Raw genomic sequence first — 11,998 nt, 5'->3', positions numbered from 1 at the left:
GCTTTTACTTAACCTTGCGCCGCCGTTTAGTGTCGGATTTGCACCGCCGCTAACACCCTTAAGAGAGTGCTATTGGGAATCAGGGAAGCTCGCCGGATTGTCCGCAGCCTTCGGCATTAGCAACGAGAGCCACGCGCATTGGAGCCGGTGGAGCGTGTCCAGTACGAACAGGAGGCGCTCGTCCGTCGGGAGGGTTGAAATGACCGATAAGCTGCGACGGCAACTCCGTGAAGTTGAGCAAGCCCTGGTGACGCTTGAAGGCGTGATTGCAGTGCGAAGGGAGTACATTTCGCTGCTTCAGCGTTTGGGATCTCGTGACAAGGAGCTAGCGTCCCCCGACGCGCTTATGACCGCCTGGTCACGTCTTCAGTCGCAGCGAGACTGTCTTGCCGCCGCTATCGCCAGCGGGGCCGGTGACTAGCGTCGGGGAATGTCCAGGTCGCATGTCGATTAATATCGATTGCGGCTGGGCACGAGGTGATGGCATACGCGCACTGGCGTGCTCGACCGTCGAGACATGCAGATCAGTGGCCTTGCACGGTGTTGAAGGAGCAAACGGATTCCACGAGTGTTAGCGTGACGAGCGCGGCGGCAAAATCAGCGTGCTCCCGCACACCTTGTAGCGCCACTTAATCGACAACATCCATAGTCCTGACAGGCGATCTATCGACGTTTGTGACAGAGTTCGCGCCCCGCGTAGACGGCAGAAAACAGGCCGACGATGACGGCCGCTACGGCCAACGATTCATCCTGTCGTCCGGAGGGGGCCGACGACGTCGCATAAAACCAGAGGCCCGTTCCGATTGCCGTCATGAACATGCCAAAGACAAGCCCCCACACCGGCCCCGCCGTATCGGGGCTTCCTAATCTGTGAGACATTTTCATCGCTATACTCCCCGTCCCGCACCGACATTTCCTGATTGCCGCAGCCTGCGAGTTCCGCATTGGCACAGTCTGAAGGTAGCGTACGTAGCCAAAAAGACGCGATCAACAGGCTAAATTATCATCGAGGTTATTTAGAGTCTTGCGATCAAACGGACAGACACCCATGAAAGAGAGGGCAACCGTCATACGTAAGCGCGTCAATGGTTCAATCATCGATTTTTGAATGCGAAAACAATAATCAGGACAGCGACAAGTACCGCAAGCCATTTCAGGCTGACGACGAGCGTGCTCAACCTCTCGACAAGCGCGTTCATTGAGGTTGCGTCACCAGCGTTTGTTTGCTGTTGATCCTCGCGTGAACTGTCGCGTTGGCCGAGCGCATCGAAGCTGATTTTTCCGAAGTCGAGAGCGAGATGAACAACATATCCGCTCGCAATTTCCGGCGATTCCATAGCACTGCCTTCCTTACCCGGCCTGAGGAACAGGTACGAATCCCCAAGGGAATCAGGAAACACCTGCCCCGACATATAAATGTTCTTCAGACACAGGCCGACCTTGACCGCAGAAAGCCGGCCAGCCTCAACCCCCTGTATCAGCGCCTTCATGCTGCTTTCCGGCACATGGCAAGACGCCCACCACTGATCCGGTTCCTGCATCTCCCGGTCCGTCGGGTTGTAGCCGAGCCTTGCTGTGCCCAACGGGATGTCCGAAAAAGTCGTACCGAGTTCGTCTTGCCATTCGCGCAGGCCCTGCCGGTCTGCCGCACGGATTTCTCTGCCCGTGAACGAGATTTGGACTTTGCGGGTGCTGTTCCCGTGTTCGCCAATAATTGACAGGCGAACGTCATCAAAGAAAGCGGTCCCACGGACACAGGTAGTAAGGGTGGATCGCGTTTCTCCCTCGGCAGGTTCCAGTTGCTGAACGATCTGGAGATCCTGCAAGTTGAGCCAGAGGGAGCTTGCGGGGTAATACTTCTTTGCGTTGCCATCAGGACCGACGTGTTCTAGCGAGTGGCCGCTGCCCTGCTGCACATCGATTCGTCCGTTCTCCTCGCGATAGACCACATTGACTTTCTTATCGAAGCGCGGATGCGTCGCCGCGTCGATCTGCCCGGCCCTGGTAGACGTCCGGTAGGCCCTGGCTGCGCCATTCAGGCTGTCCAGAATATCGGCATGCGGGCGTGCCTCAGCAATGAGCTTGCGCTCGCAATCTGACGGTGCTGCATGGGTGTCCGATAGCATTTCGCCGAAGCGAGCGACGAGGCGATCGACGAACCGAAGTGCCTTGGGTGCGGTCCCCGACGCCCCGGCTGGAATCCGGTTGGAGGTGGAGTCGAGCAAAGGCGACCGCTGCGGATCTGCGACTTCCACGGGCGAAGGCAGTAATCGGTTCAACAGGCTCGCATAAAGCGGAAGCATCGGCAGGAATACGCAGGCGAGAGCCACGTTGAAAAACGTATGAAAATCCGCAACCACTCGCGCATTGTCCGGTTCCATAGTGACCATGAAGCGGCCGATTGGTCCGAGTGCTGCAAGGGCCAACACAACGCCGGTTATCCTTGTGAGCAGGTTTCCGACCGGTAGCCGCTTCAAGGCGGCATCGTATGGTGCCGTCCCTGCCAGCACGGGGTTGATTGCGGTGCCGAGGTTCGCGCCCATCACCAGTGCAAAAGCCGTATTGGGCGGGACGACGTTCCGCGCGCAAAGCGAGGTGATGAGCAAGACCGCCGCGACGTTCGAATCTGCGGCCCATGTCAAACCCGCAGCCAGCAGAACATCGACGACCGGTACGGTGGATGCAGCGCCCAGCAGCATGCGAAGGCTTGGGGCATCCTCGTAATCGGTCATCAACTCGAGCAGATGATGCAGCGCGAGCAGCATCAGGCCCAGGCCAATGAACATGCGTCCCAGATCGTGTGCACGCGTGTTCGATACCTTGCGGAACATCAGCGCGCCTACAAGGATCAGGGCCGGAGAAACGGCGGCCGCGACGTCGAGCGACAGCACCTGCACGATAAACGTTGCGCCGACGTTTGCCCCCAGCATCACGGCAAGCGCGGGTACAAGCCCGACGAGCCCCTCCGCAGCGAAGCCCTCGACCATGAGTCCGGTCGTCGCGGTGCTCTGCAATGCCGCCGTCGCGCCTATTCCGGCGAGGAAGGCCCGGAAGGGCCCACCCAGCGACCTGGCGAGGAGCGACCGGAGACCTGCGCCAAATGCCCGATGCATGCCGGTTTGGACCATCTGGGTGCCCAGCAGCAGCAGGGCAACGGAGCCAGCAAGATCGATCAGCGTGAACGTCGTTATCATGATTCGGACTCCTGGCGTCCAACCGTTCGCCCACGAGACTTCGGCACTTCCCTGCCCCTTGGTCGGCTGAGCGTCACAGTAAATCGACGCTCGTGGCTCGAACCCGGTTTGAGCATGACCGGCACTCGCCTATCCCGTACGCGGCCCCATGGAGAGTTGCGACAGTAAAAGGTGCCCGACCGCGAGGTGAGCCAGTTTAGCGCGATACCGTGCCGACTGTTAGATTGGAAAACAACAGTTAATCCCGAATTACCGCGCTCGATACCGCGATGCCTGCTGGTACGCCACGTACAAGATCCGGGTGCGGCATTTTCGACAGGATTTACAATGCCGGGTAAAGGTCGCCGGCGCTGCTTGCATTACCGCCGATTTCGACTGATGGTCAAGAGATCAGGTGGGCAGGGAGAGAATGAAAGACGGAGCGACCGTGGTATGCGTGCGGGATAACCGGATTCTGCTGGTTGCCAGAGAACGATCAAGATGGGCGTTACCTGGCGGGAGAATCTGTCGGGATGAAACGCCCAATGAAGCCGCGCTACGTGAACTGTCGGAAGAAACGACGCTTGCGGCTATTGAGTTGACATACCTCTTTCAATTTACCGGTTTCAACACCTTGCACCATGTCTTTTTCGCTGATGTCGCGCATCATGCAAGCGTACAGCCCAGCAACGAGATCGCGAAGTGCAGGTGGTTCGTCCCAGTCAAGATAGCGACACTTTCCGCCAGCATTCCTACTCGTGAAATCGTAGAGCTTTTCTTCCGGTATATCCGCACTCTGGAATCGGACAACGTCCATCGGATTTCGCAGCAGGCGGAACGGGTGAGCCTATGAACCGCACTTATCACGATCACGGATTCGATGTCGAGGTGGCCGTAGAGACTGACTTTAGTTGGCAGGCCGGACGTAGTGCGTTATCCAGCGCGGGCTATGTCGCGGTCGTGAGAATCTGCAAGGCCGGTGCCGCACTTGCCGTTTTCTCCCCGTTGCGTTTTGGCGAATCTCAAGGCAAGTCATTTTTCAGCGAAGCTGATGCGCTTATGGGCGGCTATAGCGCGGGACGACGTATCGTCGATGATTTGTTCAGTTCATGACACGCGTCCACTCCGTCCCGGAAACATAGCCTTTCATCTAAGAATGAATCAATGACGAGTGACTGTTGTGGGGCCGATGACCCGTCATTTATCGGTGCTCCGCGATTGTCTCTTGTTGGCCGAACACCACCCGCTGGCGATCGGCGGCACGCGACCCTGAGGAGGCGGCCAACTTCCCTGATAGCGGTCATTCCACAGTGCTCAACTGTAGATGGCGACAGCCAATTCGCTTGCTTCGGATGCCTTACTCCAAGCGCTGGAGCGCGGTGCTCAAGTGCCGGGAGAGTTCATGCAGCCGCACGTGCTCCCGGAGAAGTCGATTACTTAGGCGGCGGCAGCGAAGGATCGAGCTTCGCCGATTCCTTGACGAGCTGATCCGTCATCGCGGCTGCGACCGGATTCGAGCCTGTCCCTGGCTTGGAGCTACGCTGGTCCATGGCGGCACGAGCAGCTGACATATCCGGCGGAGGCAACGATGGATCGAGCTTCGCCGATTCCCTGACCAGTTCGTCCGTTTCCGGTGTCGCGCCTTGAGTCGTTATCGCGCGATGGTCCAAACCGTCTCGTCCACGCTGGGCGCGGTGCGCCGGAACCACCTTCGGCGCACCCGAGTCCTGCACGTTCACCGACGCGACGGCCGTCGACGGCGCCTGCTTCGGTTGTGCCTCCGGCTTCGGTTGCCCGGTGACTTGTGCGGCGGCCGGACTGGATGCGGGCGCGGCCGTCATGGGCGCAGGTGCTACTGCCAGAGCAGGAGCAGAAGCAGGCGCGGGAACCACCGGCTCCTGCGCGATGGCAGTGCTTTTCGTGATCGCGCCGGACGGCTTCGATTGGTCGATGCTGCCTTCCGTCACTTGATCGCCGGCGCGCGAATCGACGACGGGAGGGTGTGCGGACTCATGCATGGCGGCCGTGACTTCTGCCATTGAGCGGCGGTCCGCCTGAAGGAGCATCAAGTACGTGGTCCCTGCTGCTACGAGCAGGAGCCCTCCAATAATCATCAAAATCTTTCGGGTATTCATCATACTTACTGACGGCTCCTGCAAACGACGTGAGCCAACCATGGTAAACCACTGATCACGGATTTCATCAGACGAATAACAGCAATGGCGGACCTGACGAGCAGGAATGGGCGAGCGATAAACCGAACGTCTGGCCATGCAGCGGCACGTTTCGCACGGGCGGGAAGATGGTAACGGGGCGGGCCGTCAACGTACTCTAAACGGCGCTAAACCTGGCTAACCGAGCCGTGTGAAAAGGGGTATCGTGAAGAAATTATCGAACGCTAGGCTCATCCGCGCCGCGCCTGAGCGTGTAACGTCTCCCTAGTCAGGCGGTCTTGCCATGATCCTGTATCACACCGAACCCGATTCCCCTGTCATCGAAATTTCCGTCGAAGGCAAAATCACCGACCACGATCTGCGCGAAGCCATTGAGCGCATGCGTGGTGATCTCGAACTGAACGGCAAGACCCGCGTGCTCGAACGCATCGAGAATTTCACCGGCATCGAGCCGAAGGCGCTGTGGACCGATATAACGCTCGGCGTTCCCGTGGCCCGCAAGGTCACGCGCGCCGCCGTGGTGGCCGATGCGGGCTGGATCCGTGCCTCGATGCATCTGGCGCGGTTCTTTACGAAGGCCGAAGTCAAGGCGTTCCACCTCAACGAGCTGGAGCAGGCGCGCGTCTGGATCAACACCTGAGCGCCGCTTGGTGGCGTCCCGGGCTCACCCGTCTGGTGGCGAGCAAGCCTCAACCGCGGAGCGCCACAGTAGCCACAACGAGAACCGAGAAGATCAGCGCCGGGGCGAGATGCCCGAACGACTCCCGGTTTCGTAGCAACGTGAAGAGCACGGCGACCAGGATCGCACCGGCCAGCGTTAAGCCCAGGACTCTGGTTTGTTGTCCAAAAAGAAGTGCCGCACACAACAGCTCAAGCGCGCCACAGAGCAAATGAAACCATGCCGGGTAACCCCAGCGTGCGAAGTCGCGCTTCACCGCGCCGCGTCCTGTGAGATTGACCACCCCAGCAACCGCGAACAGAACCGCTACGATCATCGCGAGAATCGACTCGTAAGATGCACTATTCCACGCCATGGTCATGCTCCGTTGATTTGCTGAAAGTGCTTTTGTACAGAGAGGTCCGCAATCAGGCCGGGGCCATGGGGCTGCCACGCAAGAACTTGCCGGGCATGGTGGCCGCTTACTGTCTGATCGAGCGCCAGTGCGTCCGCGAACGGTCCAAGCGATTTGCGAGCATCGTCGAGCGGCCAGGGTTCGACGCGATCGGCGCCGACCGAGGCCCGAATCGCTTCACCCATTTCGGCAACGGCAACGGCATCTTCCGCGACCACGTTGAAGATCTGTCCCGCGACTCGACCGTCCCCACTTGCCGCCCGCTCCACCGCGCTCAGGTAGGCCGTGGCGAGATCATCGACGTGAACGGCAGGCCAGTGGTTGCGACCATCGCCAACGATCCTCACACTGCCGGTCTGACGGACCATGCCGGCAAGCATGCCGAAGACGCCGCCGCCGTAGCCGTGCACCATCGCCGGCCTGAGGATCACCGCAGCAATCGAGCGGCGTGCTGCTAGCGCAAGCACCTGTTGCTCCACCGCGGGCCGCCAGGCGATGAGTGGTGTCGGGTTCAGCGCCGATGCTTCAGTCGCGGGCTCCCCCTCCGTGTTGCCGTAGACCCAGGTGCCCGACGTATAGACAAACGCCGCGCCCGGATGCAAATGCGAAAGCATCGCTACAGCCGCGGCCTCATCAACCGCACCGGCGGAAGCATCGTTGGTCGACGCGGCGTGCACCACGCCGTCAGCGGCACCGGCAGTCGCAGCGAAAGACTGTGGCTCGCGCAGGTCGCCGGAATGCAGTGTTACACCGAGACGTGCCAGCGCGCTGGCGGCCGCCGAGCTGTCCTCGCGCACCAGCGCCGTCACCTGATGACCGAGGGTGATTGCCTTGCGCGCGACCGCTTGCCCGATGAAGCCAGTACCACCTGTAATGAACAGTTTCAAAGCGTTCTCCAATGATTGGCTGCGAAGTTGAAAAGTCATACAACGAGACTAGTCGGTCTCGTTTTGACGAATCTAAACGAGACTGCCCAGTCTTGTCAACTACTCAACGATCTGTTATTTATCTCGCATGGACACTTCTTCTCTCCCCGGCCTGAGCCCGCTGCAATGCCGCAAGCGGTCTGCGATCCTCAACGGCGCGAAAACCGTTTTCTTGCGCGAGGGTTTCGGTTTGGCAACGATGGACGATGTCGCCGCAGCCGCTGGGGTCGGCAAACAGACGGTCTACCGCCACTTCAAGTCGAAGGAGGCGCTCTTCGTTGGTGTGGTGAGCGAGATGTGCGCTCAGGTGGGCGCGCTGCTTGCCAGCGCTCAGGGCGAGCAAACCGATGGCGCACCCGAAGTCGAGTTGCGCGCGTTGGGATGGTTGCTGGCACGAAGCCTTATCACGCTGGATAATCTGCGGCTTTACCGCGCCATCGTTGCTGAGGCAGAGCGTCTTCCGGAACTCGGCCAGGTGTTTTACGAAAATGGTGCAAAGGTCGTGCGTGCCTTCGCCGCAAAAATTCTGCGAAGGCGGTTTGACGAATCGACTGCTGCATTGCGGGCAGCGACATTCGTTCAGTTGGTGCTTGGCGACGCGTATCTGGAACTGTCAATTGGCTACGCGGTACCCAATGTTGAAGCACGCTTTGCGCCGCAGATTGACGAGGCGGTGGCGGCTGCACTTCGCTAAGGAGCCCCGCATAAGATGTCGACCTGCTGCATGCGGAACGCAACAGCGTCTAGCGCGGGAAACGAGACACCGCATGTCCGCTTCCGAGCAATCACTGTTCAACACGCGTTCCGCAAATTCCCCATCCTCGATTAACTAGGCCGCCGATCGACGCTCTGACACCGCGCTTTGCTCATCCACTGCACGCGCGTTCAGCCCCTCTTCCTGCCATTGCGCTGCGCATGCCCGTGCGGTCTGCGGATTGATGTTCCATACCTCGACGGACTCGAGCTGACGTACGCTGGCTATTGCTGGCCCAAGCAGACGTCCTACCCGGCCGGCACCGACCACGAGCAGCCGCGACGCGCCGGGGTTGGCTAGCAACTTGACGCCGAGCGCCGATGCGGCCGCGGTTCGTCGCGAGGTAATAGCGTCGCCACAAGCGAGGACAGCGGAAGTAAGCGGCTGACCTCAGCGGAATCGATATTTATCGTGGCACGTAGTTGTTATTCGAAGATCCTGGAATCGTGAGCGAGCACCGCTCAACGTACCAGGAATCCATACTTGAGCGGATCGCGCTCGTCGATGATCCAGTTGGCGAATCCACAAACGTGGGCTGAGCCTTCGATCTCGGGGATCACGGCGGGGAATTCGCCGAGCTGCGTTTCACCGACAACGCGCGCGCGGAACACCGTGCCGATGATCGATTCATTCACGAGTACGTCGTCTCGCCCAATCTCGCCACGCAGATACAGTTGCGCCACGCGGCCTGCGCTGCCCGAACCCGTCGGAGACCGGTCCACTTCCCGGTCCGCGAAAATGCAGCAGTTCGCCTGAGTGGATTCGGGAAATCTCGGCGCGCCGTGAATGATCGTGCCGTAGATATGATTGATTTCCGGAATCTGCGGATGCACAAGTGGAAACGCGAGGTTGGCAGCGATCTTCACTTCAGCACCGAATTGCTTGAGCACTTCGACCGACGACTCACGAATCGCGAGGCCGTGCGGCGCGCCGTCCGTGTAGAAATAGAACGCACCTCCGAATGCGATATCGCCTGTCACCGTCCCGTACGTCGGCGTCTCGACGCTCACGTCGCGCTTGTAAATGAACGATGGCACGTTAATGAATCGCACACCGTTGGCGTGCATGCCGTCCCATTTGACGAATGCTTCGATAAAACCACAAGGTGCGTCGATGCCAACCCGCGTCTCGGGCGATTCGCGCTGCACCCAGCCGAGCTCCACCGCAGCCGTTGCCAGCGCGATCACGCCATGTCCGCAGTGGTCGCTATATCCTTCGTTATGCAGGAAGATGACACCGAAATCAGCCGTGGGTGAAACGGGCGGCGTGAGATAGCCCCCGTACATGTCCGCGTGTCCGCGGGGTTCGAACATCAAGGCCTGGCGAATATTGTCCGCATGTTCGCGTACCCAGGCACGGCGCTCCACGATCGAGTTGCCCTGCAGCCGAGGAAGGCCTGATGTGACGATCCGGAACGGCTCTCCGCCGGTATGGACTTCGACGGTACTGATTGTGCGACTGACCTGCATATCCTTATATCCTCCACGTGATGTCTGCGCGCCACTACGGACGCCGTGCTACGTGCGTTATGCTGCCACGGGCTCGAGCAGTTGTCCTGCCTGTTTGACGCAAACTCCGGCCTTGATCACCATCGGGATGTGCTCTCCCTGACCGAGCAATAGCGACAGATTCTCAACCGGGTCACCGGCCACAACGACCAGGTCGGCCTTCGCGCCCACGCTAACGGTGCCTCGCACGCCGGCTTCGCCGATGATCTCCGCTGCTACCGATGTGGCGGAACGGATCGCCTCCAGATTCCCGACTACCTGCGCGCGCGCCTCGAACTCGTCGGACTGGTACGTATGTAATTCTCCCAGCATGTCAGAGCCGAAGCCCGCTTTGACGCCAACGCGTGCCAGCAACCTGAGTGCTTCGCGACCGACAGATCGAGCCGCATCGATCTTTTCCAGCGATTCGGGCGGGAAGCCAAGCGTAGGCCCCTGCGCGAACAGATGGTCCAGGGTAGCAAGCGTCGGCACCATGTAGACGTTGCGTTCCACCATCATGCGCGCGGTCGCCTCGTCCACCAGATTGCCGTGCTCGATGCAGCGCACACCGCATTCGATCGCGCGACGGATCGCGCGCGGGGTGTAAGCATGCGCCATAACGTAAGTGCCCGCCGCCTCGGCTTCCTCGACCGCGGCTCGAAGCTCCGCCTCCGAGTACTGAGTGTTTGTGATGGAATCGTTCGGCGACGCTACGCCACCGGATGCCATGACCTTGATCTGCGTAGCACCTTTAAGAATTTCTTCACGCACGGCGAGCCGGATTGCGTCTTCGCCGTCTACGACACGCGCAATCGCGCCCTGACGGCCCAGACAACCGCAAGCGTCGCTCAACTGGTCGCTGCGCGGACGGAAGTCACCATGTCCGCCCGTTTGCGAAAGTGCCTTGCCCGATGAGAGAATGCGCGGCCCTAGGAGCACGCCGGTATTAACCGCCTCGCACATGCCGAAGTCCGCGCCGCCGGCATCGCGCACCGTTGTAAAACCGCGGTTGAGCATGCCACGCACAATCGGCACGGTGCGCAGCGCGGCGAGAAAGTTCGGCATCACCGCATTCGCGCCGAGGTTGGTTTTGGAGGCGACTACATGCACATGCAAATCGATGAAGCCGGGCAGCAGCGTATGTCCCGGCAACGCGTACCGGGCGCCGGGCGACACCGACGTCGGCACGGTGCCGATCGAAGCAATGACGCCGTCCTTCACGCAGACGTCGACGTCTTCGCGGCGCGTGCCGCTGGCGGGGTCGAAGACATTGATTCGTTCAAGTACGAAAGTGCTCATGAAATTGCGATTCCGCTCAGGATTGATAGGGTTTCATCAACAGAGTGCCGATCAGGCTGACGACAGCCGCGAACACGATGTAATACGCGGCGCTTGCCCACGCGGTCGGAGAAAGCCCCGACGATTGGCGCCATCACCATCAGCACCACCCCGCTCACCACACCCGACACGAAACCCTGTTTTTGACTTAGCCCGAGATAGCGCGTCGCATAGGTCGGCATGTAGAACAGGATGACGTAGGTGCAAACCGTCCACAACACCACCATCATCAAACTCGATACCACCTGGCGTGGGTATACGCGTATTACTTCGCGCAAAGGTGTTTCAGCATGCTTCTTCTGTGTAGCGAATTCGGGCGTCTCGTCGATCTTCAGTCGGATGTAGTAGCCCACAGGCGCGATCAACATACCCACGAAAAATGGAATTCGCCAGCCCCACCGCAGCACGGCATCGGCCGGAAGGGCCGACACGATCAGCGTGCCCACCAGACTACCAATCACGACGGCAAAGCCGACACTGGTCTGGATCCAGCTCGAATAAGTGGCGCGACGGTCCTTCGGCGCGTGCTCGGTCAGGAAGGCGGTCGCCCCGCCCATTTCACCACCTGCGGAAATCCCTTGCAGCAATCGAGCGAGCACGATCAGGCACGGAGCAAGAATACCGATGGATTGGTACGTCGGTGCGAACGCAATGATTGCGGAACCCAACGCCATGAGCAGCATTGCAAGCGACAACGCGCGCTTTCCGCCGGCGCGGTCGGCATAGATGCCGAATAGAATGCCGCCCAACGGCCGCATCACAAAGCCAACACCGAATGTGGCCAGCGCAAGCAGCAGTGACGTCGTTTCGTTGCCCGCCGGAAAAAACAGCTTGCCGATGATGGCGGCAAAGAATGCATACCCTGAGAAATCGAACCACTCGAGGCCGCTGCCAATCACGGTCGCGAAGATCGCGTGACGTCGCGTGGCGGCAGGAGAAACTACGGGCACCGCTCCCGTGACGCCGCTGGGTATGTCCATTGCCATGACTGTCACCTCTCCGATGTTTCTGCCTAACGCGAACGTTCGCGGTCTGTGCACCCCTTGAATGTAATTTTTGACCTGGGGGGAGGG

Annotated in this window: 11 protein-coding genes and 1 pseudogene; 4 read left to right on the top strand and 8 right to left on the bottom strand. The window is 59.9% G+C overall.

All coding sequences use genetic code 11. The annotated features are described in order from the left end of the window. Positions 1–1,094: 1,094 nt before the first annotated feature. Positions 1,095–3,194 (bottom strand): Na/Pi cotransporter family protein, encoded by a 2,100-nt coding sequence (locus tag M0D67_RS39015; RefSeq protein WP_266242700.1) that lies wholly within the window; start codon positions 3,192–3,194, stop codon positions 1,095–1,097. A 409-nt stretch (positions 3,195–3,603) separates the two neighbouring features. On the opposite strand from M0D67_RS39015, the gene M0D67_RS39010 reads away from it, so the two are divergent. Next, the gene (locus M0D67_RS39010) at positions 3,604–4,026 is read left to right on the top strand and encodes an NUDIX hydrolase (protein ID WP_266242698.1); all 423 of its coding nucleotides are present in this window, start codon (positions 3,604–3,606) and stop codon (positions 4,024–4,026) included. Further along, on the top strand, positions 4,023–4,286 hold the full coding sequence (locus tag M0D67_RS39005) for a hypothetical protein (RefSeq protein ID WP_266242696.1): 264 nt from the start codon (positions 4,023–4,025) through the stop codon (positions 4,284–4,286). The genes M0D67_RS39010 and M0D67_RS39005 overlap by 4 nt, the downstream gene beginning before the upstream one ends. Before the next feature lie 320 nt (positions 4,287–4,606). Here M0D67_RS39005 and M0D67_RS39000 read toward each other — a convergent pair whose 3' ends face one another. After that, positions 4,607–5,446, bottom strand: coding sequence for a hypothetical protein (locus M0D67_RS39000; RefSeq protein WP_233469059.1), 840 nt, complete (start codon positions 5,444–5,446; stop codon positions 4,607–4,609). Between the two features lie 184 nt (positions 5,447–5,630). Here M0D67_RS39000 and M0D67_RS38995 point away from each other — a divergent pair, with 184 nt between their 5' ends. After that, entirely contained in the window at positions 5,631–5,987 is a 357-nt protein-coding gene (locus M0D67_RS38995; RefSeq protein WP_171928795.1) for an STAS/SEC14 domain-containing protein, read from the top strand. 49 nt (positions 5,988–6,036) lie between these two features. Here M0D67_RS38995 and M0D67_RS38990 read toward each other — a convergent pair whose 3' ends face one another. Together M0D67_RS38990 and M0D67_RS38985 are read right to left on the bottom strand one after the other, a co-directional pair. Further along, on the bottom strand, positions 6,037–6,381 hold the full coding sequence (locus M0D67_RS38990; RefSeq protein WP_266242693.1) for a DoxX family protein: 345 nt from the start codon (positions 6,379–6,381) through the stop codon (positions 6,037–6,039). 2 nt (positions 6,382–6,383) lie between these two features. Continuing rightward, positions 6,384–7,307 (bottom strand): NAD-dependent epimerase/dehydratase family protein, encoded by a 924-nt coding sequence (locus M0D67_RS38985; RefSeq protein ID WP_154563937.1) that lies wholly within the window; start codon positions 7,305–7,307, stop codon positions 6,384–6,386. A 127-nt stretch (positions 7,308–7,434) separates the two neighbouring features. On the opposite strand from M0D67_RS38985, the gene M0D67_RS38980 reads away from it, so the two are divergent. After that, positions 7,435–8,040 carry a TetR/AcrR family transcriptional regulator gene (locus M0D67_RS38980; protein WP_154563935.1) on the top strand — a complete coding sequence of 202 codons (606 nt, stop codon included), beginning with the start codon at positions 7,435–7,437 and terminating at the stop codon, positions 8,038–8,040. 135 nt (positions 8,041–8,175) lie between these two features. Here the strand turns inward: M0D67_RS38980 and M0D67_RS38975 are convergent. The 4 genes and pseudogenes from M0D67_RS38975 to M0D67_RS38960 form a co-directional block, all read right to left on the bottom strand. Then, positions 8,176–8,451: pseudogene (locus tag M0D67_RS38975) on the bottom strand (ornithine cyclodeaminase family protein); the annotation flags it as partial. A gap of 110 nt (positions 8,452–8,561) precedes the next feature. Beyond that, positions 8,562–9,569 (bottom strand): trans-3-hydroxy-L-proline dehydratase, encoded by a 1,008-nt coding sequence (gene lhpH, locus M0D67_RS38970; RefSeq protein ID WP_266242689.1) that lies wholly within the window; start codon positions 9,567–9,569, stop codon positions 8,562–8,564. A gap of 57 nt (positions 9,570–9,626) precedes the next feature. Further along, on the bottom strand, positions 9,627–10,886 hold the full coding sequence (locus M0D67_RS38965) for an amidohydrolase family protein (protein ID WP_266242686.1): 1,260 nt from the start codon (positions 10,884–10,886) through the stop codon (positions 9,627–9,629). Continuing rightward, positions 10,883–11,911, bottom strand: a complete 1,029-nt coding sequence (locus M0D67_RS38960) for an MFS transporter (protein ID WP_308112630.1) — start codon at positions 11,909–11,911, stop codon at positions 10,883–10,885. The genes M0D67_RS38965 and M0D67_RS38960 overlap by 4 nt, the downstream gene beginning before the upstream one ends. Between the last annotated feature and the right edge of the window lie 87 nt (positions 11,912–11,998).

The sequence above is a fragment of the Paraburkholderia sp. SECH4 genome (genome assembly GCF_030511745.1).
Lineage (GTDB): Bacteria > Pseudomonadota > Gammaproteobacteria > Burkholderiales > Burkholderiaceae > Paraburkholderia > Paraburkholderia madseniana.
Note: the sequence above shows the minus strand (reverse complement) of the source record. Positions and strands in the feature narration are given on the sequence as shown.

What these genes read in the sequence shown, in the direction of transcription:
- M0D67_RS39005 (WP_266242696.1), top strand. Translation starts at nt 4,023, where the DNA reads ATGAACCGCACTTATCACGATCACGGATTCGATGTCGAGGTGGCCGTA.
- M0D67_RS39010 (WP_266242698.1), top strand. Translation starts at nt 3,604, where the DNA reads ATGAAAGACGGAGCGACCGTGGTATGCGTGCGGGATAACCGGATTCTG.
- M0D67_RS38965 (WP_266242686.1), bottom strand. Translation starts at nt 10,886, where the DNA reads ATGAGCACTTTCGTACTTGAACGAATCAATGTCTTCGACCCCGCCAGC.
- M0D67_RS38960 (WP_308112630.1), bottom strand. Translation starts at nt 11,911, where the DNA reads ATGGCAATGGACATACCCAGCGGCGTCACGGGAGCGGTGCCCGTAGTT.
- M0D67_RS38995 (WP_171928795.1), top strand. Translation starts at nt 5,631, where the DNA reads ATGATCCTGTATCACACCGAACCCGATTCCCCTGTCATCGAAATTTCC.
- lhpH (WP_266242689.1), bottom strand. Translation starts at nt 9,569, where the DNA reads ATGCAGGTCAGTCGCACAATCAGTACCGTCGAAGTCCATACCGGCGGA.
- M0D67_RS39000 (WP_233469059.1), bottom strand. Translation starts at nt 5,446, where the DNA reads ATGGCCAGACGTTCGGTTTATCGCTCGCCCATTCCTGCTCGTCAGGTC.
- M0D67_RS39015 (WP_266242700.1), bottom strand. Translation starts at nt 3,194, where the DNA reads ATGATAACGACGTTCACGCTGATCGATCTTGCTGGCTCCGTTGCCCTG.
- M0D67_RS38980 (WP_154563935.1), top strand. Translation starts at nt 7,435, where the DNA reads ATGGACACTTCTTCTCTCCCCGGCCTGAGCCCGCTGCAATGCCGCAAG.
- M0D67_RS38990 (WP_266242693.1), bottom strand. Translation starts at nt 6,381, where the DNA reads ATGGCGTGGAATAGTGCATCTTACGAGTCGATTCTCGCGATGATCGTA.